This is a genomic window from Paenibacillus massiliensis 2301065 = DSM 16942 (genome assembly GCF_000377505.1).
GTDB classification, from domain to species: Bacteria; Bacillota; Bacilli; order Paenibacillales; family Paenibacillaceae; genus Paenibacillus; species Paenibacillus massiliensis.
On the sequence record NZ_KB898210.1, the window covers coordinates 1 to 24674 of the forward strand.

Sequence of the window (24674 nt, forward strand, 5' to 3'; positions counted from 1 at the left end):
AAGACGACGAGGTAGATAGGCTGGGGGTGGAAGTGCAGTAATGCATGGAGCTGACCAGTACTAATCGGTCGAGGGCTTATCCTAAAGTAAAATGCAATGATTCGTTTCGGTTCCAGTTTTCAGGGTGTAACCTGAATACCGCATTTGATCAACAAATGCACGTTTGGTGGCGATAGCGGAGGGGTTCCACACGTACCCATCCCGAACACGACCGTTAAGCCCTCCAGCGCCGATGGTACTTGGACCGAAGGGTCCTGGGAGAGTAGGACGCCGCCAAGCAAGCTTTTTTGGATGAGAAGCAATTATACATATTAGGGCCCTTAGCTCAGCTGGTTAGAGCGCACCTCTGATAAGGGTGAGGTCAGTGGTTCGAGTCCACTAGGGCCCACCATCATCCATTAAATAATTTGGGGCTATAGCTCAGCTGGGAGAGCGCCTGCCTTGCACGCAGGAGGTCAGGGGTTCGATCCCCCTTGGCTCCACCAAATATTCCCTGATAGCTCAGTTGGTAGAGCACTCGACTGTTAATCGAGTTGTCACAGGTTCGAGTCCTGTTCGGGGAGCCATTTTGTACACTACTGAATTACTATATATAGGTGGCGGTGTAGCTCAGCTGGCTAGAGCGTACGGTTCATACCCGTGAGGTCGGGGGTTCGATCCCCTCCGCCGCTACTCGGAGAGATACCCAAGTGGCTATAAGGGGACCCTCTGCTAAGGGGTTAGACTGCGTAAGCGGTGCGAGGGTTCGAATCCCTCTCTCTCCGCCAACTCAATTTCATAGTGTATAGTACAAGTTATCAAGGCCCGTTGGTCAAGGGGTTAAGACACCTCCCTTTCACGGAGGTAACAGGGGTTCGAATCCCCTACGGGTCATAAGGCTATCCCATAGCCGATGAAAAATGAGAACCCCTAGATGTTCGTCGGAGCATAAGCTTCGGAAGGATTACATCGCAGTCGGCTCACATCGTGAGGCGCATCCCCTACGGGGCATAAATATGGAGGCTTAGCTCAGCTGGGAGAGCATCTGCCTTACAAGCAGAGGGTCGGGGGTTCGATCCCCTCAGCCTCCACCATAATATAATATCGCGGGGTGGAGCAGCTCGGTAGCTCGTCGGGCTCATAACCCGAAGGCCGCAGGTTCAAATCCTGCCCCCGCAATTATCTTTCAAGCGATTGAAAGTAACTCATGGAACTGTGGTGTAGAGGCCTAACATGCCTGCCTGTCACGCAGGAGATCGCGGGTTCGAATCCCGTCAGTTCCGCCATTTATGTTTTTAATAGAATAGGCCATGTTCCTGGATAAGTCATATTAGTATTTGGCTCGGTAGCTCAGTCGGTAGAGCAGAGGACTGAAAATCCTCGTGTCGGCGGTTCGATTCCGTCCCGAGCCACCATTAGACTTATTGAAGTGAACATTTGCCGGTGTAGCTCAACTGGTAGAGCAACTGACTTGTAATCAGTAGGTTGGGGGTTCAAGTCCTCTCGCCGGCACCACTGTGGAGGATTAGCGAAGTGGCCAAACGCATCAGACTGTAAATCTGCTCCCTTACGGGTTCGGTGGTTCGAATCCATCATCCTCCACCAGTTTTTTTAAAATTATGGCGATCGTGGCGAAGGGGTTAACGCACCGGTTTGTGGATCCGGCATTCGTGGGTTCAAGTCCCATCGGTCGCCCTTGATTTTAATTATTATTGGGGATTAGCCAAGCGGTAAGGCAACGGACTTTGACTCCGTCATGCATAGGTTCAAATCCTATATCCCCAGCCATTTACTCTCTTGTTGAGAGCCATTAGCTCAGTTGGTAGAGCACCTGACTTTTAATCAGGGTGTCGAAGGTTCGAGTCCTTCATGGCTCACCATGTATTATTTGCGGTCGTGGCGGAATTGGCAGACGCGCACGGTTCAGGTCCGTGTGGGCTAACCCCCCGTGGAGGTTCGAGTCCTCTCGACCGCACCATTATTATGCGGACGTGGCTCAGCGGTAGAGCATCGCCTTGCCAAGGCGAGGGTCGCGGGTTCGATTCCCGTCGTCCGCTCCATATCATACGGCGCCATAGCCAAGTGGTAAGGCAAAGCTCTGCAAAAGCTTGATTCCCCAGTTCAAATCTGGGTGGCGCCTTTACCTAATTTATTTTGGGCCTATATGTCCCCTTAGCTCAGCTGGATAGAGCGTTTGACTACGAATCAAAAGGTCGGGAGTTCGAATCTCTCAGGGGACGCCATATTTATTTACAATCGTTATTTCAAAGATACTCTTATCTATGGAATAATTCTATGATATCGGGACGTAGCTCAGCTTGGTAGAGCACCTGGTTTGGGACCAGGGGGTCGCATGTTCAAATCGTGTCGTCCCGATTGTATTTGCGGGTGTAGTTCAATGGTAGAACTCCAGCCTTCCAAGCTGGTAGCGTGGGTTCGATTCCCATCACCCGCTTTTCTTTATGCGGATTCTTGTCACACCAGTTGTGACACCTTATAGATAAGAGAGCCCGTCTCGGACAAGGCTCTCTCTTTTTTTTGCTCAAATCCCCTCACTAATGCAGCGAGGGGATTTGTCGTTCATCATTTGTTGTTTATATCTAGTTGGGAGTACGTTCTGTATTTAAATTCATTTATTTTATACACAAATATGTGTATCAATAATTCCTTGTTTGCTTCATGCTGCTAGGCTTTCTCAAGCGCTTCATCCTGGTTCTTTGGCATGGTCAGCTCTACCCGTGTCCCATTTCCAGGCTGGGAATCAATGATCAACTGGCCTCCGACACTTCTCGCTCTTTCCTCCATGCTGAACAATCCTACTCCGCTGGATGAGGTGCCTGGTGTGAAGCCTGCTCCCTTATCCTGAATACAGCTCCAAACTTCAGTACCTCGATCCTCCAGAATTACCTGAGCCTCTGACACGTCTGCATACCGGGCAATGTTGGTTAGGGCCTCTTGCACAATACGGTACATAACTATTTCCTTCTTTATCTCAAGACGTTTACGCAGATTGCACTGAAATTGAACGGTAATTCCGTAATGCTTGGTATAATTCTCAATATAAGTGCGAACAGCAGGCACGACCCCCAGGTCATCCAGCACCGAGGGGCGAAGCTCCCAAGCCAGGCCGCGTACGTCTTCCATAATGGAGGTGACCTGCTTACGAAGCTGGGCGAGCTTGGTGTCTGTGTTACCCGACAACTGTTGATCGATCTGAATGATCAAGGAGAACAAGCTTTGTCCGATCCCGTCATGTAGCTCTCGTGAGATGCGTTTACGCTCCTCCTCTTGAATTTGCATGACCTGGGTCATCATGAATTGGAGCTCGCCCTCTACCTTCTTCAGCTGTGTGACCTCATTACGGATAGCAAGGTATTGATAGGGCCGGCCACTCTCGTCGTTAATAGGCACAATGGTCGTGTTCACCCAATAATAGGAGCCGTCTTTGGCGCGGTTGCGAATCTCTCCTCTCCATACCTGTCCTGAGGAGATGGTGCGCCACAGATTTTTCATGAAATCTACCGAATGATACCCTGAGTTAATAAGTCGATGGTCTTGGCCGATTAATTCTTCCCTGGAGTATTGAGATACTTCGCAGAACTTGTCATTTACATACTTGATGATACCTTTGGGGTCTGTGACTGCCACAATAGAAGACTCATCCAACGCGAACTTGAGATCTGATAGCTGATGTAGTGAATATCGCAAGGATTCTCGGAAAACCGGGTCAGGTATATAGTGATCCAATTCCTGAAGCAAGGAGGAGGCTTGTTGACCAATGACATGCTTCGGGGTTCCCTTCGGACTACTCATAATTCAACAATCCCTTCTTCATGGCGAACTTCACCAGTTCAGGCCGGGTTCTAAGATTTAATTTTTCCATCAGATTACTCTTATGTGTCTCGACTGTTTTCACACTAATAACCAGATGTTCAGCAATTTCCTTATTAGAATATCCCTTGGCTATCCAGGACAAGATCTCACGTTCACGGTCAGACAGAGTATCATAAGGGCCTGAAGCACCATCCTGCTTAAGCTTATCGAGATATTCACTCATCAGGCGTTTGGTTGCGCTTGGATAGAGGTAGGCACTTCCACCAGCGACCGATTGAATAGCTGATAGCAGCTCTTCATGTGGGGCGCTTTTCAGAACATATCCGGATGCTCCTGCCTGAATAGCGCGGAACAAATATTCCTCATCATCATGCATTGTCAAAATAAGAACCTCGATATCGGGTAGCTGCTTCTTCAGTTCCTTCGTGGCTGTGAGACCATCTTTACCCGGAGGCATACTAAAATCCATTAGAACGACATCCGGTAACAACTCGGCTGCTTTAAGTATAGCTTCGTCACCGTCTGCGGCATCGCCAATGACCTTCATATCGTGCTTGCCATCCAGTAAGGCAATCAGGCCGGATCTGACAACGACATGGTCATCCACTACAAGTATACGAATCAAACGTTATCCCTCCTGCCAGCTCATAAAGATGAAGCTGTTAACAATATCATAGCAAAAAAAAAGAATCCTACCAACGAAGGATTCTTTGGTCTTACATTTAGATGAGCAGTACGCGAGCACATAACCAATTTGCACTGTTGAGAGTTCCTTATCTTGCTTGCTCCGAATGACGCATACATTCGATCTGTCGTGCAACCTCTTCAGTCACTGCCAGCTCCTGAGGCAGGAAGATTCGGGCACTACGATTGCCGATGAGCAAGACTCCTTGCGGTAGCGGCGTACTGTCGTCATGTAGCGGAATAGCCACAGCGGAATGTAGCTGTTCAGCCAGCATCAGTGCACACTCCTGACGAAGCCGTGAGGCACCTGGTACGAGGGGATTGGCCGTCACTGTGCGACCGAGTCGGATAGCTGTACCAGCCACACCGTAGCCGGATTTGAACGATATGCGCCGATATCGCTCACTGCGGCAGCCTGTCACATATCGCCAACGAAAATAGCTGTCCCCTTGATCTATCCAGGCTACTGCGACGACGTCACTGGATATACTATCGCGCAGGAGTTCAAGCTCCTTGCATAACTCGACAGTTATATCAACCATCACACAACACTTCCTTTTTCAAGTCGAACTGCAATATATATTATTAAGTCTGATTCCTTTTGTTATGATAATAGAATTTCAAGGCAGGTCACCGATATCTCAACTTTGTGAACACTTCCACTATTCCATTGTAAATCTTTGCGTCCGAAAAGGGACTAAGGGAAAACCCTTATTTTACTACAGAGAAACACTGGTTTTGATAAAATCCCTGTAAGAGCGCGGAAGTATCACATTTTTCCAGCTAAGGAAGTGACTTTCGTCACAACAAATCAGGGAATTGCGAAGGACAAAATCAGGTATTCTCCTGATAACGCATTTGAGGCTATGCCATTATGATAGAAGTATCAGGAAAGCAAAAGGAGACGGTGAACATGCCAGCAACTTATATGCAACGTGTAGACGGAAAACAGGGCACAGGTCGGCAGGGAATACACGTATTTTTGAATGATGACCAGTTTGCGTTGCTGCAGACCATTATGACATGGAAGAAAGTAAAAGCTGGCAATACCCTGTTCATGGAAGGGGAAGAAGCCGGTCAGCTATACTATATACGTTCGGGGCGGATTAAGCTGCGTAAATCGACGGAGGATGGCAAAGAGCTCATTCTAACGATTCAGCGCAAAGGTGATGTAATTGGCGACTTCGGCGGCTTTGGTAGCGAGGATTATAATAGTACTGCGGAGACAGCGGATGCTTGTGAGGTTGGCGTTATACAAGTTAAGGAGCTGGAGGGGCTAATTGCCAAGCATGGAGATCTGGGTCTTCAATTTGTAAAATGGTACAATCTCAAGCAGCGCATCATGGAGTCGCGTTTTAGAGATCTGCTGTTGTATGGAAAAGCGGGTGCACTGGCTTCGACCTTGATCCGTGCATGCAATACGTGCGGCACTCAAGATGAGGACGGAATTACCCTTAGCATGAAGCTGAATCATACCGAGCTCGGGGAGATGATCGGGGCTACCCGTGAAAGTGTGAACCGGATGTTAAATTCGTTCAAGGAACAAGGTATTCTGGAGACGAAGGAAGGCAAAATTGTCGTCCGCAATCTGGAGGATCTACGATTCCTGTGCGGCTGTCCAGAACAAGGACATTGCCCTAACGAAATCTGCCGATTATAACAAGAACTATGTATACACCATTCTTATCAAGCCGCTGGGCGGTTCTATAAGCTAGACAGCCTATAGATGAAAATGCCCTCCACTCGACAGTTTCATCTCTGAACCACTAAAAAAAGCTAACCCGATGTAGTCGCAGGTTAGCTTTTTCTAGATGGTTTTTTTTGAAACTATAAGAAGGGCCACATGGGCCGAACTAGACCCCGAAAGGATATGAACAAAACTCTTCATACGCTTACCATCTTATGAGATCACAGATGAAGTCATTAGGTCACATAATCAAGTAATCAAGCAGGTATTTAAGTAATCACATCATGCAATCTAGACGTCAGCTTCTTCACGAGTGCAGAGCAATGTCTGCAGCTTGCGGTGAATTTCTCTCTGCCATCTCTTATCCTGTACCTGAATAGCCAGATTGAGCAGGTCGAGATAATCATCAATGTGAAGAGAAGTCTTGCGCGTGGCGGCACTCACCAGGCTATTCCCCCTATCAAGGTATGCTTGAGGCAATAATGCTATGTAGTCCTCAGCAGGTAATTATTAACTTAATAATGATAATCATTATCAGTTATTCTTAAATCTTATTATAATGCTTAATTTCAGAAATGCAATAGTAATCGGCAAGGATGGTATGTGCAATCTCAAATCATATACTCGTAGAGGGCTGATTGTAGGTGCTTCTAGGCTGGAATCAAGTGCTTCTATTTCGCTGACAGAACTGCCTTAAAAAAACAAACCCGACTTCCTAAGTTCAAACATTGTTCACATTATAAAGATGGAAGATAATACATATATCACATGAGTGTTTTGTGCAGAGAGAAAGTCTACAGACAGTCGGTCGCGAAATGCTCAATACGATGAGGAGGAAAGGGTCATGAATACGAGAAAGATGAAAGCGCTTGCTATCGCATTGACAAGCGTCATGATTTTCATGCTCGCAGCCTGCAGCAGTCAGGAAGGCAGTCCATCCCAAAGTCCTGCTACCGAAGGAGGGGATTCGGGCAGCAAGGAAGTAACCATCACATTCCAGAACATTTATCCCGATCCAAGCACACCATCCTACGAGATGATGAGACAATTAGTGGATCAATATCAGAAGGATCACCCCAACGTAAAGATCGAGCTGGACTCCCTCAATACAGATCAACAAAAGCTGAAGCTCAAGACGCAAGCAGCCTCCAAGGAGGTACCAGACATTACTATCGTAAATCCGGCGGCACAGATGAAGCCGTTCGTCGAGGCAGGCCTGCTGGCGCCACTGAACGATATGGTCGATAAAGATGGCCTACGCGGCATGTATCAGGATGGTCTGCTGGACTATTATAGCTTTGATGGCAATGTGTATGCTGTACCTGACGGCAACAACATTGAGGTTGTCTTCTATAACAAGGAGATCTTCGAGAAAGCGGGTATCAAAGAAATTCCAACTACCTTCGACGAGCTACTGGAGGTCGTGAAGACACTCAAGGCTCAAGGCATTACACCAATTGCAATCGGGGAGAAGGACTCCTGGACGGGATCGTTCCTTTTCATGAATGTGTTGCTGCGGACCAATGGACCTGGCTTCCTGCAGGACGTCATGGACGGCAAGAAGACCTTCAACGATCCTGCCTTTATTGAAGCTGTTGACGCTTTCCAGGAGCTGGTGCAAGCCGGAGCCTTCCCGGATGGAGCTACCTCTATTGACTACAATGCGGGCGGAAACATTTTCCGTACGGGGCAATCTGCCATGTATATCATGGGAACGTGGGAGACAGGCGCGATTGATGCATCATCCGTGGCAGGTAAAGTAGGAGCCTTCCAATTCCCGACGGTGAACGGAAAAGGTGATCTGAACGAATACATGCTTGCACCAGGTAGTGCCTTCGCAGTCTCAGCGAACAGCGAGCATTTACAAGAAACCAAGGACTTCCTGCACTACTTCTCCACGGAAATGCCGAAGGTACAGTTCGAGCTGAAAAATGCTGTCGGCAGCGGACATAAAATTGAAGGTGACTTCAAAGCTGCTGGCTACTCCGATCTGGCCGTAAGCCTGAATGATCTGTTCAAGAACATTAAGGGTGGAGACCTTGCTTTTGACAACACTATGAATCCTGCAGTAACCCAGGTACATCTCAGCAGCATCCAGAACCTATTCGTACAAAAGGTGGATTCTGCACAGGTAGCTCAGGAGCATCAGGCAGCCTTTGAAGCCAATAAATAAATCTGCTCACAGCTTCCCACCAAAGCTACAATAAGCAATCCTGAGGATCTTGAACTGATCACCATCCTGACCATCTACAATGGGGGAGGGGCCATCCGGTCCTTCCCTTCTCTTGGCTACAGATAGATTTGTTAGGGATAGAGATGAGACAAGGAGGTAAATCATGAATGTGCTAAAGGTCAGTGCCCGTACAATTGCGATATTCGTTCTGCCTTGCTTGCTGCTATATGTATGCATGGTGTTCATTCCGATTCTGGTATCGATCTATACCGGGTTATTGGACTGGAACGGGATTGCCGGAGCCAGATTCATTGGACTGGACAACTTTCAGAAGTTTCTGTTCGATGATCCTTTGTTCTGGCCAGCCGTGAAGCGGACGTTGATGTTCGCTGTCTTCTCTATGGCCGAAATTCCAATCTGTCTGTTCATTGCGATATTGCTGAATAGATATGTACGCAAGGCTAACTCACTCGTAACTCTGTATTTTATGCCTGTCATCCTGTCCGTTGTCATCATTGGTCAGCTCTGGAAGACTATTTATAACCCCGCCTCCATGGGCGGCATGATTAACGGTGTGCTGATCTCTCTGGGATTGGAGGATTGGGTGCGCAACTGGCTGACGGAGCCCGCGATTGCGATGTATTCAATCTATATTGTGGCGTTATGGCAGTATTTTGGCTACCATCTGCTGATTCAATTCACGGGGGTACAGAATGTTCCCGGCGAGCTGTACGAGGCGGCGAAGATTGATGGAGCAGAAGGCTTCAAGGCGGACTATCATATCACTTTTCCCCTGATTGTACCCATTTTGAAAATATCAATTGTACTGGCATTTATCGGTTCACTGCAATCCTTTGATCTGATCTGGGTCATGACGGGAGGCGGGCCGGCTAATGCCACAAATACAGTTGCTACCTATATGTATAACATGTCGTTCTTGTCCATGAAGTACGGCTATGGCAGTGCGCTGGCGACGTTTCTCGTAGTGTTCTGTCTGGTGTTCACCATCATCATTAATTTTGTTTTCAAACGAATTGAAAATAAGGTAAGCTAAGGAGGCCGAGCAGCAGATGAGAGTAGTGAAAAAATCGTTCATTTACGCCTTGCTGGCGGTCCTGGTCGTGACCCAGATCTACCCGTTATTCTGGCTCTTGACGTATTCACTCAAAACGAATGAGGAGATCTTGGGCGGTAGCTTCTTCGCGCTTCCTAATGTCCCACAGTGGCAGAATTATAAGGAAGCCTACGAATCGGGTAGCTATCTGCAATACTTGTCCAACAGTGTGTTCGTAACCAGTATTACGATGGTCTGTGTCATTCTGCTCAGCTCCATGACAGCCTATGCGATTACTAGGTTCCGCTGGCGCTATGGCTCAATCGTGATGCTCGTCTTTCTTGTAGGCATGATGATTCCGATGCAGGCTACGTTGCTGCCGTTGATGGTCATGTTCAAGAATATCAAAATTCTCAATACACATTTATCATTAATCCTTCCCTACATTGCCTTTCAGACACCCATTGCCGTATTTATTCTAAGTGGCTTCATGCGCTCGATCCCCCATGAAATTGAGGAGTCGGCGTACATGGATGGTGCCAGTATCTATCGGATCTATCGAAGCATCATTCTACCCATCTCTTTGCCTCCAGTGATGACGGTCTGTATTCTAACGTTCATTAATATATGGAACGAGTATATATTGGCCGCGACCTTCATCTCCTCGGAGCGTCTCAAGACCCTTCCTTTTGGCATATACACCTTCGTCAGTCAGTTTTCCGTCAACTATGGCAATATCGGAGCCTATCTCGTCATGGGAGCCCTGCCAGTCATCATCATCTACTTTGTGCTCTCAGAGCGAATTACCAAAGGAATGGTTGCTGGTGCAGTGAAGGGGTAGTGGATCATCTAACAAGCGAAGAAGAAACAGCACAAGCGAGAAAGGAGCGTAATCTGCTTGCTTAAAGGATTTCAATCCATTCAATATCGTTTGTTCGTGCTGTTTCTTTTTTGTATGGCTGGTATTGTACTGGCAATCAGTCTACTCTTCTACAACCGCACAGCGGCAGAATATCACAACAAGATCAGTGATCTGGCGCGCAAAAATGTGTCGCAGACCGCTGGGCTGTTCAGCCTTTTGCTGGATTCGTATAGCAGTCTCTCCAAGTCGATTACGAACAATTTTGAATTGGTCCGCCTGCTGGGAACAAGTACGGAGCTTGCTCCTGAGGCCGCCTATATTAGCGAACAGAAGATTACGAATACGCTAGGGGCCATTTATTATTCCAGAACAGACTTAATAGGGATTCATGTGCTTACCAACTCAGGCAGAGTGTACAGCTACGGGAACTATATGAATGTAATTGATCGGGACTATGCGCAGACTGATTGGTATCGGGAAATTGAGCGCGCGAAGGGGAAAATAGCCTGGCTTGGCGTCTATCCGAATTCGGTCATTGACCAAATGGAGAAGAGGCCAGTTTTTGCGTTCGGACGCCAGCTCTACGATCTGGATGAGCATAAGCCGATTGGTATCGTATTATTCGAGGCCGAGCCACGTTCAATCCAGGCTGCGTTGCATAATTTGCGTCTTGGTCCCAATAGCGAGGTGTATTTGATCGGACACGATAACCGAATTGTGTCAGCCACTACCTCCCGACCACCACCTGTCATACAGGGGCCAGAAGCTGTAGGGGCAGATGCGGTGGTGGTGGAGCGCAGAGATCAACAGATTATGATTGCATCCCAGCTCCCTTTTGTCGATTGGTCCGTCGTTAGCGTCACGCCAAGCAAGGACTTGAATGTAGAGCTGGCACAGACACAGCGTTATCTCCTCATAGTAGTACCTGCACTGATTATTCTCTCTGCTTTGATTGCTTCTATTATATCCAAAAGAATCTCACTGCCGCTCAAGCGCCTGATCCGGGAGATGAAGCGAGTGGAGACGGGAAACTTCAGGGGTACGCTGCAGGTAACCTCGTATCAGGAGGTGAACCAGCTTGTGGACTCCTTCAATCATATGGTTGGACGCATAGCCGAGTTGATCGAGATCGTGAAGGTATCCTCTGTCAGTGAGAAGAATGCCGAGCTTCATGCGCTGCAGACGCAGGTGAATCCGCATTTTCTGTATAACACACTGGATATGATCTATTGGATGCTGGATGAGAAGAATGAGGATCAATTAGGAGAGCTTGTCCTTTCCCTGTCGCATATGTTCAGATACAGCAGTCACTGGCACGAGGGCGCGAATGTGACGCTGCGCGAGGAGGTAGAACAGATCAGTCATTATCTGACCATCATCAAGGCACGCCTCCAAGGGCGATTGGGGGTCAAGGTGCATATTGATGAGCAGTGGCTGAATATCCGTGTGCCGAAGATGACGCTACAGCCGCTGATTGAAAATGCCGTTAAGCATGGCCTGGAGCCGCTTCATACCAATCAGCAGGGAGAGAATGTACAAGGAGAGCTGAGGCTGATCGCCAGTCGCCGGGAGGGGCGCTTGTATCTGACCATTATGGACAATGGCGTAGGGATGGATGAGAGACGGCTGGAGCAGGTGAGATGGGCGCTGCTGGAGCCTGGAAAATATGATAGCCATGCTAGCGGGGCTGGCATCGGGCTACAGAATTTGCAGCTTCGTCTACATCATATGTTCGGCTCGGACTACGGGATTCGGATATCCGGACAACCCGGAGTAGGAACTACCGTTACTGTAGAGCTTCCACTTCCGCATGAGGAGGAGAATGTAGATGAATATTTTGATCGCTGATGATGAGCAAATGATTCGACAGGGTATTGGACGCACGCTCAGCCAAGCCTGGCCGTCTAGCCAAATCTATGCGGCCTCGTCAACGGAGGAGGCGGCGATGATTCTGTCGGAGCATCCCGTAGATATTGTTCTTACCGATATTCTAATGCCAGGCATGGATGGGTTGGAATTCATGAGAATATCAAAGCGCAAGCATCCTCATCTGCAATGGGTTGTGATCTCGGCGCATTCTGATTTTCAGTATGCACAGCGAGCAGTTCGCCTGGGAGCCAAGGATTATTTGCTCAAGCCGATTGGCAAGAAGAAGCTACTGGAATGTGTGGAAAGTCTGGCCGATGAAGCTCAGGCTGAATCTGTTCGGATGAAAGAGGGCAAGCTCTTGCGGAGTAGTCTTGGTTATCTCCGTGAGGCTGTCTTTCAGAGGTATGCACTGGGGCTTGATACTGGGAAGCTTGATATTCAGCCATTCGTGGAGAATTACCCTGATTTTCACCTCTACATGGTTCGTATGGAAGCCGTTCAGCGCAAGACTCATCTGGAGCATTTTATTATCGAGAATGTCCTGTCTGAGCTTCTGGAATCTGCAGGGCATGGCTTCGTAGTCAGCTTGGATCGACATAGCTTGCTTGGGATCGCAAGACTGGACGATATCTCTGAAGGACAACGAGTGGCTGAGCAGCTGCGGGCTCATTTGCGTCGCTATCTGAAAATCTCCTTTCAGGTGGCACATTCCGGTCCCCATGAAGAATTCACCAGACTTCCTGATGTAGTAGGGGAGCTGCGAAGTACACCACTGGAGAGGGAAGCGGCAGACAGTAACGCATGCTTGAAGGACAGCGTTCACACCATTGACGTAGCGTTGCAATATATCCGAGCTCACTATACAGAGGATTTGTCATTGGAGCGGGTGGCCTCAGTCGTATTCCTGAATCCGGTCTATTTCAGCCAGCTGTTCAAGCAGAAGACAGGGCAGGGGTATAAAGACTATGTGATCTCTTTACGAATGGAGGAGGCGAAGAACCTCTTGCTCCAACCACAGCTTAAGCTCGCAGATATTGCAGAGAAGATCGGCTACCACGACATGCGTCATTTCACACAGGTGTTCAGACGCAAATGTGGTATGACCCCTACCGAGTACAGGGCTAGCAGCAAACTCCGCTAGGGGCTAGGGATTTAATTGTGGTAGACTAGGGTGAGAATACCATTAGTGCATTTATCCCCCGTATAAAGGAGTTGTGAATCATGAAGGAGTCGGCTCTACCCCCTATGTTGGTAGAACTATTGAATGGACGCGATCTGGGTGACAAGCAGCAAGAGGCTTTCCAGTTACTGACGATTAGCTCGGACGAGTGGCCTCATACCTCCATGGTTAGTGTGGGTGAGGTCGTGGCGCTGGATCAGGAGCGACTGCGGATATCGCTGTGGCCTGGGACACGCACTACGAACAATATCCTGCGCACAGGTAAAGCCAAGCTGGTGATTAGTAAAGACGGAATCGTATACTATGTCCGCATGATGCTAGCACAGCTACCGGAATTACAGGGAGTACGCTACAGGCGTGAACGTTTTGAAGCTAGAGTGGTAGCCGTTCGTGCGGACAAAGCGTCATATGCAGAGGTGGTGTCCGGCTTCAAGATTAAGCTGCGTGAGCCAGGTGATGTCGTGGAGCGCTGGGCCGAGACGGTGAGTGATCTATTAAAATAACTTCTTTATTGTAAAAAATACATATTGTTACAAAGGTGGCGCCATTCTGTATGGTTCTTAGGGTCTGCGGGAACGTAGGTACTAAGAATCATTTTGCGTTCATAGGGATGAAAATGTCGTCCTTTTTGATTAAAAACCTAAATAATTCCTGTGCTTTCGTCGAAAAAAGAACAGACGAGATATTTATCGTAATTGGGAGGACACTTATTTTGAAAAGAAAATGGTCTGCGTTTTTGGTGTTAGTGATGCTGATGACGAGTATTGGATCTTTTGCCGGTGTAGCTTCAGCTGCAGATCCGGTTCTGACAAAACTGGTGCTGTCAACCAATGAAGTGACATTACAAACGGGAGATACCGCCTCTTTGACAGCTACAGCGGTGTATGACACAGGAAAGACCACGAATGTAACGGTGGATACGGATTGGAGTACCGAAAGCTCAGCAGTAGCTACCGTATATAACGGAACCATCACTGCCAAGGCTGAAGGGACTTCTGTGATTAGTGCTAGCTATCAAGGTCTTCATCAGACGGTAGCCGTTAGTGTTACCAAAAAGGTAAAAGGGTTAACCAAGGATGTGCAGAAGCTGGAGCTGCGTTCTGGCCAGACGGCTAATATCGCGCTAACAGCTACTTACACTGACAATTCTACTGCTGAGGTAGCTAACAAGGCAGACTGGACGACGGATAATGATGGTGTAGCTACCGTGCTGAACGGTAAAGTAACAGCCGTAGGAGCAGGTACAGCTACAATTAAAGCAGTATATGGCAAGCAGACGGTCACGGTACCCGTGTCGGTAGACGTCGTGAAGCGTCTGGATGTAGACCAAAGTCAACTCTCCTTGCTGCTGAAGGATAAGGAGTCAGTGACGGTCAAGGCAACCTTCCCTGATGGTACAGAGAAGGATGTAACGGCTGAGGCAGAGTGGAGCTCCAGCAATCCGACTGTAGCGGATGTACTGAAGGGTGAGATTACTGCCTATAGCGCAGGACAGGCTACTATCACAGCCAAATACGGCACAATGTCGGCTACAGTTGCTGTAGATGTAGACACTACAAGCAAGCTGAAGGCCAGTGAATCTGACGTATTCATGTACCTGGATGCTACAAAAGCGATTGAGATTACAGCGGTATATCCAGATGGCAGCACAGCAGTTGTGACAAATGATAGCACATGGACCTCCAGCAACGCGTCAGTGGCCTCTGTCAACAAGGGGAACATTATGGCCAATGCTGCAGGTACGGCTGTTATTTCGGCGAAATATGGCGATAAGACTGTCAACATTCAAGTAGATGTCGAGACAGCCAGATATCTGGATCTGAGCGAAGAGAAGGTATCACTGCAGGCGAAGGAAAGCAAACAGCTTACCTTGAAAGCAACTTATATCGACGGTAAGACAGAGGACATCACGGATAAAGCAACCTGGACCTCCAGTAACAGTGATACAGTATTCGTAAGCAAGGGTGAGGTTACGGGCTACAAATCCGGTGAAGCAACAGTAACAGCCTCCTACGGTGGCAAGAACGCTACAGTGAAGGTAGCTGTTGATGTACCGAGTGATGTCACTCTGTCCACGAAGACGCTGACTATTGATGTTAATGAGACCCACCAGGCGAAGCTGACTGCAGATTATGGGGATGGAAGAACTGAGGACGTGAGTGCGGATGCGGAATGGTCGACTAGCTCGGCTACAGTCGCTTCGGTTACAAGTGCGGGCCTCATCAAAGGGGAATCCTCCGGTAAAGCGGTCATTACAGCTACTTATAACAGCAAGAAGTACACGATGAATGTAGAGGTAGGTCTGGTAGATAAGCTTGAGACCGAGACGCAATTAATCATCATGGGTGCACAGGAAACGAAGCAGCTCAAGGTGTTCGGGATCAAAGGAACGGAGCGAGTCGATGTTACCGCTGACGCGGATTGGAAGACGGGTAACATCAAAGTAGCCGAGGTCAGCAAAGGGCTAGTCAATGCTAATGGCCGCGGTAAAACAAATATTACAGCAAGCTACGGTAATCAGAAGATTACCTTTACCGTTGAAGTGGATATCGCGACCAGCGTAGAGGCAAGTGAAGTTGCTCTGTCTCTTAAGAGTGGAGATAAAAAGACGGTTACGCTCACTATGAAATCCAGCGATGGTAGCACGAAGGATGTTACTTCCCAAGCTCAATGGAAGACTTCCAACTATAAGGTCGCTACGGTGAAGGATGGCCAAATTACAGCGGTGGCCTACGGCAAGACGAATATTACAGGCAACTACGGCGGCAAAACTTATACCGTACGCGTAGATGTAGATACGTTGAAGTATTTGCAGACAGATGAGGTGTTGCTGACTCTGACGGCAGGGCAGACAGCACAACTGACGGCTACAGCAACCTTCATGGATGGGACAGACAAGGATGTAACCAAGCCTGCGCTCTGGACGTCCTCCAAGATCACGGTAGCTACAGTGAAGGATGGAAAAATCAAGGCGCAAAGCAAAGGCCGCGCCACGATTACGATTAAGTATGCAGGCAAGACTACGAGAGTAAATGTAACTGTGCAATAGGAATTATACGAAAACAGATTTCTATACACGAAAAGAACATGCCCCTTGGCGAACGGATATCGTTCATCAAGGGGCATGTTTGTTACTAGGCTACGAATTACAATTAACCTACGTAATTCTACATTCGCATTTGGAGCTGTTAGATGAATGGAAAGATGGCTATGACAGCACAGCTGATAGGTGATCTACTGAACGGAATGAACAGAACATCAGAGTGTCTTACATTATTCGTGTCCGATGGGCTGGTTGCTGTTAGCGGCATCATTTTTCTTTGGATTAGCGAGTCCTTCCGTCATACGACGTCCAGTAGGAGTCTGGGCAAGCCCGCCCTTGGCAGTCTCTCGGTGCTGGGTTGGCATCGCACTTCCTACCTCCAGCATCACATCAATGACCTCATCGGAAGGAATTGCACTACGCACGCCGGCGAGAGCCATGTCTGCCGCAGCCAAAGCTGTTACGGCACCGAGTCCATTGCGAACGATACAAGGGATCTCTACCAATCCTGCTACCGGATCACAGATGAGTCCAAGCGTATTTTTCAATGCCAGTCCGACTGCATGCATAGCTTGCTCAGGAGAGCCTCCTCTAAGTTCTACCATCGCACCTGCGGCCATTCCAATGGCAGAGCCGATCTCGGCTTGACAGCCACCTTCAGCTCCAGAGATGAAGGAGTTATTGGCAATGACATAGCCGATAGCCCCTGCCGCGAACAAGCCATGAACCATATGCTCATCCTCCCAGCCGAATCTCTCCTGCGCACTGATGAATACACCCGGAATGACACCGCACGAACCAGCGGTCGGTGTAGCTACGATCCGTCCCATGGAGGCATTCACCTCCGATACGGATAGTGCATAAGCCATAGCAAGTGCCGATGCATCACCGGAGCAGGCCTCTCCTGTACGCAAGTATTCGGCCAGGCGCTTACCGTCTCCTCCAGTCAATCCGCTACGGGATACCGTGTCCTCGGTCTGTCCCCGGTGGACAGCCTCCTTCATGATTTCATAGTATTTGGCCATTTGGGTGTAAATCTCTTCAGGAGAGCTGCCGCTCTCCTTGGATTGCTCTTCGAGCATCAACTGGCCAATCGTCTTGGATTCCTGTATACATAATTCGCTTAATTCACGCAGATGCCGAAATCGCATGTGACTAGCCCCTTCCTGTTCCTAACCTAATCTTGATGCTTACTTTGCAGTGTTACGAATATCCATCACCTTCACCTCGTACATGTAGGTGAGAGACTGCAGATATTCCAGAAGCGGTCTTGGAATGATGCTATCTGTCTCTATAGCTGATAGTGCCTCTCCATCCCGACCGGTGCGGTCTACGTGCATATAGGCAATATTCACACCGGATGCACCTAAGGCCGTAGTTATGGCCCCCAGCATACCAGGCTTATCTGAATGCAGCAGTGTAAGAATCGGAAGCTCTCCTGTCAGATTGACACGAAATTCGTTGAGCTGCTGTACCTGAATATTCCCGCCGCCTATAGAAGAGCCTACGAGTGTGGACTTACGACCGGCCTGCCATGCATCAATTCGTACCGTGTTGGGATGAGGTGCAGGTAGCGAGCTTGTGACGAACTCATAAGCCATTCCGGCCTGCGCGGCCTGCTCCTCTGCATCAATGATCCTCGCGTCATCAGTGTTATAGTCCAGCAAGCCTCCGAGTAATGCCAGATCAGTGCCATGCCCTTTGTACGTATCAGCGAAGGAGCCGTATAATGTCATGACACACCGCTCGGGTGTACTACCTACCCAGTGATGGGCCATGCGTCCGAGCCGGACGGCCCCTGCTGTGTGCGAGCTGGAGGGGCCAGTCATAGCGGGTCCAATAATGGAAAACACATCTTTAAAGCGCATAAGAACTCCTCCTGTCCAGGATGATTTGCCTACAGTATCCACTAATATTCCTCTGTTCACTCTAATCCTGCCGCGTCATGTCAGCACAAAAAAGGACAGGATAAGGAAGTGATCCCTTATCTCTGTCCTGTGTACCTGAGAGTTTGCTGCGGGTTCTTGATTGCGATCCCCGCCTTACCCCTTTGGTGGCTTACGCTCTCTCCAGAGGCGCGTCCGTTGACGGTACGGGTACCTGAGAGATTAACTGCCGGCCGGGTGCCGTGCAGCTTGCTCCTTCGGTGCCCTGCTCTTGCTGGCAGGTCTCTCCCGTCAATATCATCCGCAATATATGTACAATTACATAGGTCAGCCTGAGAAGGCTCCCTTGTATACTTCATGGATCAAGCGGGAGATCGAATCTCCATGTCATATCTCTGTTAAGAGATGGTTGGCATCTTGACACCAACGAAGATATTAACGGTTACGGCCACTCTTGTCAATATAATAGTATGCGAGAGTGGAGTTAGGGGTGCATACAAGCTAAGCATGCTAGAGGAGTGTACATCGTGAGTTGTTGTTAAAACACGAACATTATTTTAATAATTATTTGACACATTCGTGTTTACTGGCATACAATGAGTTAGGGAAGATTGAGATAAGTTAATTTGTCCCTATAATCGTACATTAGCTTGGCGATCATCAACATTTGTTAACATTCAATGATCAGTTAGTCAACATTCAGTCAGTATTTAATCATCGTTCGTATAACCTCAATAATCAGGATTGAGGGTTTCTACAGGGAACCGTAAATTCCCGGCTACGAATAGGCTGCTTCGGCATACCTATGGAGAGCCGGGATTTTTTTGTGCGCTCATTTAAGGCCGTGGTGGAGCAGGCTCATGTGGGGAGGACACTATGAAAGCATATGATGTCATTATTGTCGGGGCAGGCCCGGCGGGAATTTTCGCAGCATACGAATTGAGCAGGAGGGCACCGGAGTGGAAGGTGCTGTTGGTAGACAAAGGACATGATATTTATCGTAGGCGCTGTCCGATTCTGGAGGGCAAGATTGCACTGTGCCCACCTCCAGCAGGGAAGAAGGATCATGCCGGATGTCTCCCGGCCTGCTCGATTACAGCCGGATTCGGTGGGGCAGGAGCATACAGTGACGGTAAGTTCAATGTGACTACCGAATTCGGGGGCTGGCTGACAGATTATATGGCTCCTTCCGAGGTCATGGAACTGATTCGATATGTGGATTCCATTAATCTGGAGCATGGGGCCACGACAGTAATTACAGACCCTACTACTGAGACTGTACGCAGTATTGAGCAGCGAGGATATGCTGCAGGCTTGAAGCTATTGCGTGCAGAGGTGCGGCATCTGGGAACGGAGCAGAACCTTCAGATTTTGCAATCCATCTACGAATATCTGCAGGAACGGATCGACATGGTCTTCAAGGCTGAGGTGGAGGATATTCTCGCGGAGAAGAAGGATTCTGACTATCATGTGAGCGGGATCATGCTCAAGAATGGGGAGACCTATCAGGCTGATCGGGTCATGATTGCACCGGGACGAGACGGCTCAGTCTGGTTGGCAGAATTGCTGAAGAAGCGCAAGATCAAGATGTACAACAATCAGGTGGATGTCGGAGTGAGGGTTGAGACGTCGGATGTGGTGATGCAGGAGATCAATGAGCATCTGTATGAAGGGAAATTTATCTATAATACTTCAGTAGGAACCCGGGTGCGTACCTTCTGCAGCAACCCATCCGGTCATGTCGTGGTCGAGAATCATAGTGGGATTATGGCCGCTAATGGACATTCCTACAAGGACCCTGCCCTTGGCTCTGCCAACACGAATTTTGCCTTACTCGTATCACATAGCTTCACCGAACCATTCGATAAGCCTAATGAATATGCTCGTGAAATCTGCAAGCGTGCCAATGACTTGTCTGGCGGTGGTGTGATTGTGCAGAAATACGGGGATATCATAAGAGGGCGGCGTTCCACTGTCAACCGGATCAAGGAGGGCTTCCTAGAGCCTACCCTGAAGGAGGCCGTACCTGGAGATCTAGGATTGGTGTTGCCTTACAATACCATGCGTAGTCTGATTGAGATGATGGAGGCGCTGGATAAGGTAACGCCGGGAATCGCTTCCGAGCATACACTATTTTATGGCGTGGAAGCCAAATTCTATTCGGCACGGCCCAAGCTGGACTCCAATCTCCAGACAGAGATTACGGGGCTATACTGCGGGGGAGACGGCGCAGGTATTACGAGGGGGCTGGCGCAGGCCGGGGCGGCAGGAGTAAGAATTGCCCGGGCAATGTTAACTTGATCGAAGTGGTAAAAACTTAGCGTGAACAGGCAAGGAAGGCTCCTTCTGCGAGGGGCCTTCCTTTTTTCTTTATGACAGACCTATAAGTTAAGTTATGTGCGGACCTCCAATCGCTTGGCGATGAGTGACATGCCATAATTGACAACAAAATACAGGAAGGCGGCGAACAGCAGGGCAGGTATTACAAAAGACTGGTTCTGTGCTCCGGCAATCTGTGCACTATGCGTCAGTTCAGGTAGTGATATGATAACGGCCAGTGACGTATCCTTCATGAGCGAAATATACTGGCTGACCATTGGAGGCACCATTCTGCGTAGACCCAGAGGTAGTACAATGTGCCATAATGTCTGTGTATAGCTAAGGCTAGAGGAACGGGCTGCCTCGATCTGGCCTTTATCCACCGAATTGAGGCCGCTACGCACAATCTCCGCAATCATGGCTGCTTCAAATACAGATAGACCGATGATGGCAGACCACTTTAATGGAACGGAGAACCCGACGGCTGGCAGCACGAGGAACAGGAAGAAGATAATGAGCAGGAGTGGCAGATTGCGGATGATATCAATAAGGAACGCAGCAATCTGCGAGATGACTGGTAGCCGAGTATAGCGCAGCACCCCGAGCAATATGCCTAAGGCTGTACTGATGAGTATCGAATATAACGCGACCTCTAGCGTAAGCAGGAAGCCGTCCAGAATGAATCTGATGTTCGTCCATGTGAAAAATGTATCCATGTCGGGCTTCCCTCCTTAGGATGTTTTGGCCAATCGTCTCTCCAGATACAGCACCCCGAAGCTAAGTGGCAGCGTAATAACCAGATAGAACATGGCTGTAAAAGCATACACGCTGACAGGCATGAAAATATCAGAGTTAATCTGATCAGATACGAGCATCAGGTCTGCGCCAGCTACGATTGCAAGGATGGATGAATTCTTGAACATATTGATGAACTGATTACCGATGGCAGGCAGGGAGATTTTGATGGCCTGCGGCAGGATGATCTCGATCATCGTCTGGTTGTAGCTGAGACCAGAGGAGCGACCAGCCTCCATTTGTCCTTTGGGTACGGTCTGAATGCCTGCTCTAATGGCTTCAGCGACGTAGGCAGAGGTATAGATGGTAAGACCGATTGTCCCCGCTGCGAACCCATCGAAGTTCACCCCGAACGAGCCCAGACCATAGTAAAACAAATATACAGTAATCAACAGTGGAATATTTCGAAAAAATTCGACGTAGGCTGTTCCGAACCAATTAAGAGGCTTGACTGGTGCGATCCGGAAGACAGCGATCAGGGTACCCAGAATGAAGCTGCCGACCAGTCCGATCAGACTGACCTGAAGGGTCGTCAGGAAGCCGTCTATATAGCGATCCCAGTTGTTGAATAGTACATTGATGTCGAAATCAAGCATTAGTGTCATCACACCTCCGTTGCATCAGACGATATGGGAACAAGATGATCTTCGACTCACCATGAAAGAAAGGAGCTCGCAGCTTGCGGCTCCTTCCGCCATTTTGAAAAAGCTAGATTGTCACACTTGTGGGATAGGGAGTTCTAGTACCTGGCTAGTTCTTGTACATGCTGGTTCTCGGGCCTATTCAGGCTTCGTGCCGAACCATTGCTCGTAGAGGGTGTCATATTCACCGCTGCTGTGCAGCTCAGTCAAGGTATCATTCACTGCCTGGAGCAATGCCTCATTTCCCTTCTTCACAGCGATACCGTAAGGCTCGTCAGTGAAATTGCCGCCCACCAGATGGAAGCTTGGGTCCTGTTGCTGCATTCCGAGCAGGATCGCATTATCTGTAGTCAGAGCATCGCCTTTGTTGGCCTTGAGCCCATTGAAGGCGTCCTGATAGTTCTCGAATTCAAGCACGGTGGCGTCCGGAGCCTTCTCCCGTATATTTTTGGTGGATGTAGAGCCCTTAACTGCCAGTACCTTCGTGGAAGCGTCCAGCGAATCAATACCTGTAATCGGGCTGTCTGTCCGAACGAGAAGCGATTGTCCTGCCTCAAAATATACTTCGCTGAAATCCACCTGCTGTTTACGTTCTTCCGTAATGGTCATGGTAGCAACGATCATATCAATCTCGCCGTTCTGAAGTAATGGAATACGCGTCTTGGAGGTAACCTCCTTGAACTCCACCTTGCTCTCATCACCGAATATCTGCTTGGCAATCGCTTTAGCTACATCAACGTCGAAGCCTTCAATCTCCCCAGTGGCTGTATTCTTGAGACCGAAGAGCTTGGTATCATTCTTCACCCCGATAATGAGCTTGCCACGTTCTTTGATAGCTTCCAGAGCAGTAGCCTCTTCACCGCCTCCGGTACCAGCATTACTTGAGCCACCGTCGGTGCCTCCGCCACAACCAGCAAGAATAAGGAATAAGGATACAAGTAATAGCATGGAGACTTTCCATTGAATTCTTTGTTTCATGTGAGATGATCCCCTTTCTCTACTTTTGTATTTAGATTAATGATTGATCAAACGGCTGAGAAATGTGCGTGCACGCTCTTCCCTGGGTTCAGCGAAGAACTCTGCAGGTGTGCTGTCTTCCAGAATCTGTCCCTGATCCATGAATATGACGCGGTCTGCCACTTCACGGGCGAAGCCCATTTCATGCGTAACGATGACCATGGTCATGCCTTGATGAGCCAATGAGCGCATGACATCCAGCACCTCACCGATCGTCTCGGGGTCCAGCGCCGAGGTGGGTTCGTCGAAGAGCATAATCTTCGGCTTCATGGCGAGACCGCGTGCTATGGCAACACGCTGCTGTTGACCGCCGGATAGCTGTGCCGGGTAGCTCTCGGCTTTATCCTCGATGCCAACGCGTTTCAGGTAAGTCAAGGCTGTTGCCGAAGCCTCTGCCTTGGAGACGCCAAGCACCTTCATGGGGGCGAGAATGATATTCTCAACAACCCGCTTATGCGGATAGAGGTTGAAATGCTGAAACACCATGCCGATGTCCCTGCGGAATTTGTTGATGTCCATGCGCTTGTCATGAAGGGGAACTCCGTTAACAATCAGTTGTCCCCCGGAGATCGTCTCCAGCCGGTTCATACACCGAAGCAGGGTGCTCTTGCCTGATCCCGAAGGGCCGATAATAACGACGACCTGACCTTCCTCAATTGTAAGATTAATGTCCTTGAGTACATGGAAATGACCATAGTGCTTGTTAACATTGCGAAATTCAATCAGAACAAGCCCTCCTTCCGTAACATACTGTCTGACATCTGAATCGCCCGAATCATCCAAAAGAAAGCAAAAATAGAAAATAGTTAACTAATGATACAATGTCAAAGAAATAATTACAATAATTTTCCGTCAATTTATATAACATGTAAATACCGAATGAACTTATTTTATATACATTAGGTCAAATATTAGATGGTTGTAAGTTAGGTTTATTACATTTTGTTTATTATTTATGTCAAAATATTATAAAAATTTACAAATATAACACGGTTACCAAGTGTTTTCGTTCGAAAACATGACATATATTGCTTTCGAACGCTACAGGGCATATTGCATACGTGACAAATGCAGCTTCATGTTTTACATTAATAAGTGAGCTTCGGCTTCTGTGTATCCCAATTGCAAGATATGGATGACATAAAAGGTGAATAAGTATGAACTAAAATGAATTAGCTGAAGGAAGGTAATTGTAATGAGCAAAGAAATCTCTCCGCTTGTAGCGGCCCTTGATATGCAGCCTCATCCTGAGGGCGGTTGGTACAAAGAAATGTGGAAGGCGAGCTTCCAGATTCCTAAGCCAGTGCTTCCGGATATTTATTCGGGACCAAGATTCGCAGCCTCATCTACGTATTTTTTGCTGCATCCAGGTGAGTTCTCGGAGTGGCATGTAGTACATTCTGATGAGCTGTGGCTCTACCATTCGGGTAGTCCCATCGAGCTGAAGCTTGGGGGCAACGGTGAGAACCCAGGTGAGGAGACTGTTATTATTCTTGGGGCAGATGTGGCTGCTGGCCAATCCCCGCAAGGACTAGTGCCTGGAGGTGTGTGGCAGACAGCTCGTCCGCTCGGTGATGAGCCTGTACTCGTCACTTGTGTTGTAGCTCCTGGATTCCACTTTGATGACTTCAAGCTGATCTCGCGTTAAGGC

Annotated in this window: 20 protein-coding genes, 21 tRNA genes, 2 rRNA genes and 2 riboswitches; of the genes, 33 read left to right on the plus strand and 10 right to left on the minus strand. The window is 48.5% G+C overall.

What is annotated here, in order from left to right; genetic code table 11:
* The 23 genes from D328_RS0127485 to D328_RS0127595 all read left to right on the plus strand — a co-directional run.
* Nucleotides 1–84 (plus strand): 23S ribosomal RNA (locus D328_RS0127485); the annotation flags it as partial.
* Nucleotides 85–162: 78 nt separating this feature from the next.
* Nucleotides 163–279 (plus strand): 5S ribosomal RNA (rrf, locus tag D328_RS0127490).
* 35 nt (nt 280–314) lie between these two features.
* Nucleotides 315–391, plus strand: a tRNA-Ile gene (locus D328_RS0127495).
* 18 nt (nt 392–409) lie between these two features.
* Nucleotides 410–485 (plus strand) — tRNA-Ala (locus tag D328_RS0127500).
* Nucleotides 486–490: 5 nt separating this feature from the next.
* Nucleotides 491–566: transfer RNA gene (locus D328_RS0127505), tRNA-Asn, on the plus strand.
* 32 nt (nt 567–598) lie between these two features.
* Nucleotides 599–672: transfer RNA gene (locus D328_RS0127510), tRNA-Met, on the plus strand.
* Nucleotides 673–675: 3 nt separating this feature from the next.
* Nucleotides 676–767, plus strand: a tRNA-Ser gene (locus D328_RS0127515).
* 34 nt (nt 768–801) lie between these two features.
* Nucleotides 802–873, plus strand: a tRNA-Glu gene (locus D328_RS0127520).
* A gap of 124 nt (nt 874–997) precedes the next feature.
* A tRNA-Val gene (locus tag D328_RS0127525) sits at nt 998–1073 on the plus strand.
* 11 nt (nt 1074–1084) lie between these two features.
* Nucleotides 1085–1158, plus strand: a tRNA-Met gene (locus tag D328_RS0127530).
* 30 nt (nt 1159–1188) lie between these two features.
* A tRNA-Asp gene (locus D328_RS0127535) sits at nt 1189–1265 on the plus strand.
* 53 nt (nt 1266–1318) lie between these two features.
* Nucleotides 1319–1394 (plus strand) — tRNA-Phe (locus D328_RS0127540).
* Between the two features lie 24 nt (nt 1395–1418).
* Nucleotides 1419–1494: transfer RNA gene (locus D328_RS0127545), tRNA-Thr, on the plus strand.
* Nucleotides 1495–1498: 4 nt separating this feature from the next.
* Nucleotides 1499–1584 (plus strand) — tRNA-Tyr (locus D328_RS0127550).
* 17 nt (nt 1585–1601) lie between these two features.
* Nucleotides 1602–1674: transfer RNA gene (locus D328_RS0127555), tRNA-His, on the plus strand.
* Nucleotides 1675–1692: 18 nt separating this feature from the next.
* Nucleotides 1693–1767, plus strand: a tRNA-Gln gene (locus D328_RS0127560).
* 16 nt (nt 1768–1783) lie between these two features.
* Nucleotides 1784–1859: transfer RNA gene (locus D328_RS0127565), tRNA-Lys, on the plus strand.
* 10 nt (nt 1860–1869) lie between these two features.
* A tRNA-Leu gene (locus D328_RS0127570) sits at nt 1870–1957 on the plus strand.
* A gap of 7 nt (nt 1958–1964) precedes the next feature.
* Nucleotides 1965–2039, plus strand: a tRNA-Gly gene (locus tag D328_RS0127575).
* A gap of 8 nt (nt 2040–2047) precedes the next feature.
* Nucleotides 2048–2119 (plus strand) — tRNA-Cys (locus D328_RS0127580).
* 26 nt (nt 2120–2145) lie between these two features.
* Nucleotides 2146–2222: transfer RNA gene (locus D328_RS0127585), tRNA-Arg, on the plus strand.
* Between the two features lie 59 nt (nt 2223–2281).
* Nucleotides 2282–2355 (plus strand) — tRNA-Pro (locus D328_RS0127590).
* An 8-nt stretch (nt 2356–2363) separates the two neighbouring features.
* Nucleotides 2364–2434, plus strand: a tRNA-Gly gene (locus tag D328_RS0127595).
* A gap of 230 nt (nt 2435–2664) precedes the next feature.
* On the opposite strand, the gene D328_RS0127600 is transcribed toward D328_RS0127595, so the two are convergent.
* The 3 genes from D328_RS0127600 to D328_RS0127610 all read right to left on the minus strand — a co-directional run bounded on the left by D328_RS0127600 (nt 2665) and on the right by D328_RS0127610 (nt 5039).
* The gene (locus D328_RS0127600; protein WP_018888252.1) at nt 2665–3792 is read right to left on the minus strand and encodes a sensor histidine kinase; all 1128 of its coding nucleotides are present in this window, start codon (nt 3790–3792) and stop codon (nt 2665–2667) included.
* Nucleotides 3785–4438, minus strand: a complete 654-nt coding sequence (locus D328_RS0127605) for a response regulator (protein ID WP_018888253.1) — start codon at nt 4436–4438, stop codon at nt 3785–3787. Before D328_RS0127605 ends, D328_RS0127600 begins: the two co-directional genes overlap by 8 nt.
* Before the next feature lie 148 nt (nt 4439–4586).
* Nucleotides 4587–5039: a GAF domain-containing protein gene (locus D328_RS0127610; RefSeq protein ID WP_018888254.1), complete on the minus strand. Its 453-nt coding sequence runs from the start codon at nt 5037–5039 to the stop codon at nt 4587–4589.
* Between the two features lie 371 nt (nt 5040–5410).
* Here D328_RS0127610 and D328_RS0127615 point away from each other — a divergent pair, with 371 nt between their 5' ends.
* The gene (locus D328_RS0127615; RefSeq protein WP_018888255.1) at nt 5411–6157 is read left to right on the plus strand and encodes a Crp/Fnr family transcriptional regulator; all 747 of its coding nucleotides are present in this window, start codon (nt 5411–5413) and stop codon (nt 6155–6157) included.
* 318 nt (nt 6158–6475) lie between these two features.
* Here the strand turns inward: D328_RS0127615 and D328_RS31320 are convergent, their stop codons facing one another.
* On the minus strand, nt 6476–6628 hold the full coding sequence (locus tag D328_RS31320; RefSeq protein ID WP_018888256.1) for a hypothetical protein: 153 nt from the start codon (nt 6626–6628) through the stop codon (nt 6476–6478).
* 400 nt (nt 6629–7028) lie between these two features.
* Between D328_RS31320 and D328_RS0127625 the strand changes: the two genes are divergently transcribed.
* From D328_RS0127625 to D328_RS0127655, 7 genes are all read left to right on the plus strand, one after another.
* Nucleotides 7029–8357 carry an extracellular solute-binding protein gene (locus D328_RS0127625; RefSeq protein ID WP_018888257.1) on the plus strand — a complete coding sequence of 443 codons (1329 nt, stop codon included), beginning with the start codon at nt 7029–7031 and terminating at the stop codon, nt 8355–8357.
* Nucleotides 8358–8520: 163 nt separating this feature from the next.
* The gene (locus D328_RS0127630; RefSeq protein ID WP_018888258.1) at nt 8521–9411 is read left to right on the plus strand and encodes a carbohydrate ABC transporter permease; all 891 of its coding nucleotides are present in this window, start codon (nt 8521–8523) and stop codon (nt 9409–9411) included.
* Between the two features lie 16 nt (nt 9412–9427).
* Nucleotides 9428–10252, plus strand: a complete 825-nt coding sequence (locus D328_RS0127635; RefSeq protein WP_018888259.1) for a carbohydrate ABC transporter permease — start codon at nt 9428–9430, stop codon at nt 10250–10252.
* A 57-nt stretch (nt 10253–10309) separates the two neighbouring features.
* Nucleotides 10310–12121 (plus strand): sensor histidine kinase, encoded by a 1812-nt coding sequence (locus D328_RS0127640; protein ID WP_018888260.1) that lies wholly within the window; start codon nt 10310–10312, stop codon nt 12119–12121.
* Nucleotides 12102–13283, plus strand: a complete 1182-nt coding sequence (locus D328_RS0127645; protein WP_018888261.1) for a response regulator — start codon at nt 12102–12104, stop codon at nt 13281–13283. Before D328_RS0127640 ends, D328_RS0127645 begins: the two co-directional genes overlap by 20 nt.
* A gap of 80 nt (nt 13284–13363) precedes the next feature.
* Nucleotides 13364–13825, plus strand: a complete 462-nt coding sequence (locus D328_RS0127650; RefSeq protein ID WP_018888262.1) for a hypothetical protein — start codon at nt 13364–13366, stop codon at nt 13823–13825.
* A 209-nt stretch (nt 13826–14034) separates the two neighbouring features.
* Nucleotides 14035–16371, plus strand: coding sequence for an Ig-like domain-containing protein (locus D328_RS0127655; protein ID WP_020610542.1), 2337 nt, complete (start codon nt 14035–14037; stop codon nt 16369–16371).
* 224 nt (nt 16372–16595) lie between these two features.
* Here the strand turns inward: D328_RS0127655 and sdaAA are convergent, their stop codons facing one another.
* On the minus strand, nt 16596–17516 hold the full coding sequence (gene sdaAA, locus D328_RS0127660) for an L-serine ammonia-lyase, iron-sulfur-dependent, subunit alpha (RefSeq protein WP_018888263.1): 921 nt from the start codon (nt 17514–17516) through the stop codon (nt 16596–16598).
* Nucleotides 17517–17555: 39 nt separating this feature from the next.
* Nucleotides 17556–18233 carry an L-serine ammonia-lyase, iron-sulfur-dependent subunit beta gene (gene sdaAB / locus D328_RS0127665; protein WP_018888264.1) on the minus strand — a complete coding sequence of 226 codons (678 nt, stop codon included), beginning with the start codon at nt 18231–18233 and terminating at the stop codon, nt 17556–17558.
* Between the two features lie 210 nt (nt 18234–18443).
* A riboswitch (glycine riboswitch) is annotated at nt 18444–18552 on the minus strand.
* A 400-nt stretch (nt 18553–18952) separates the two neighbouring features.
* A riboswitch (purine riboswitch) is annotated at nt 18953–19052 on the plus strand.
* 75 nt (nt 19053–19127) lie between these two features.
* Here sdaAB and D328_RS0127670 point away from each other — a divergent pair.
* On the plus strand, nt 19128–20552 hold the full coding sequence (locus D328_RS0127670; RefSeq protein WP_018888265.1) for an NAD(P)/FAD-dependent oxidoreductase: 1425 nt from the start codon (nt 19128–19130) through the stop codon (nt 20550–20552).
* A gap of 92 nt (nt 20553–20644) precedes the next feature.
* On the opposite strand, the gene D328_RS0127675 is transcribed toward D328_RS0127670, so the two are convergent.
* The 4 genes from D328_RS0127675 to D328_RS0127690 form a co-directional block, all read right to left on the minus strand.
* Complete coding sequence (locus D328_RS0127675) at nt 20645–21286, minus strand: amino acid ABC transporter permease (RefSeq protein WP_018888266.1); 642 nt, start codon at nt 21284–21286, stop codon at nt 20645–20647.
* A 15-nt stretch (nt 21287–21301) separates the two neighbouring features.
* The gene (locus D328_RS0127680; RefSeq protein ID WP_018888267.1) at nt 21302–21961 is read right to left on the minus strand and encodes an amino acid ABC transporter permease; all 660 of its coding nucleotides are present in this window, start codon (nt 21959–21961) and stop codon (nt 21302–21304) included.
* Nucleotides 21962–22144: 183 nt separating this feature from the next.
* Entirely contained in the window at nt 22145–22984 is an 840-nt protein-coding gene (locus D328_RS0127685; protein ID WP_018888268.1) for a glutamate ABC transporter substrate-binding protein, read from the minus strand.
* 36 nt (nt 22985–23020) lie between these two features.
* A complete protein-coding gene (locus tag D328_RS0127690) occupies nt 23021–23806 on the minus strand; it encodes an amino acid ABC transporter ATP-binding protein (RefSeq protein ID WP_018888269.1) in 786 nt (261 codons plus the stop codon).
* A gap of 412 nt (nt 23807–24218) precedes the next feature.
* Here D328_RS0127690 and D328_RS0127695 point away from each other — a divergent pair, with 412 nt between their 5' ends.
* Nucleotides 24219–24671: a cupin domain-containing protein gene (locus D328_RS0127695; protein WP_018888270.1), complete on the plus strand. Its 453-nt coding sequence runs from the start codon at nt 24219–24221 to the stop codon at nt 24669–24671.
* Nucleotides 24672–24674: the final 3 nt, after the last annotated feature.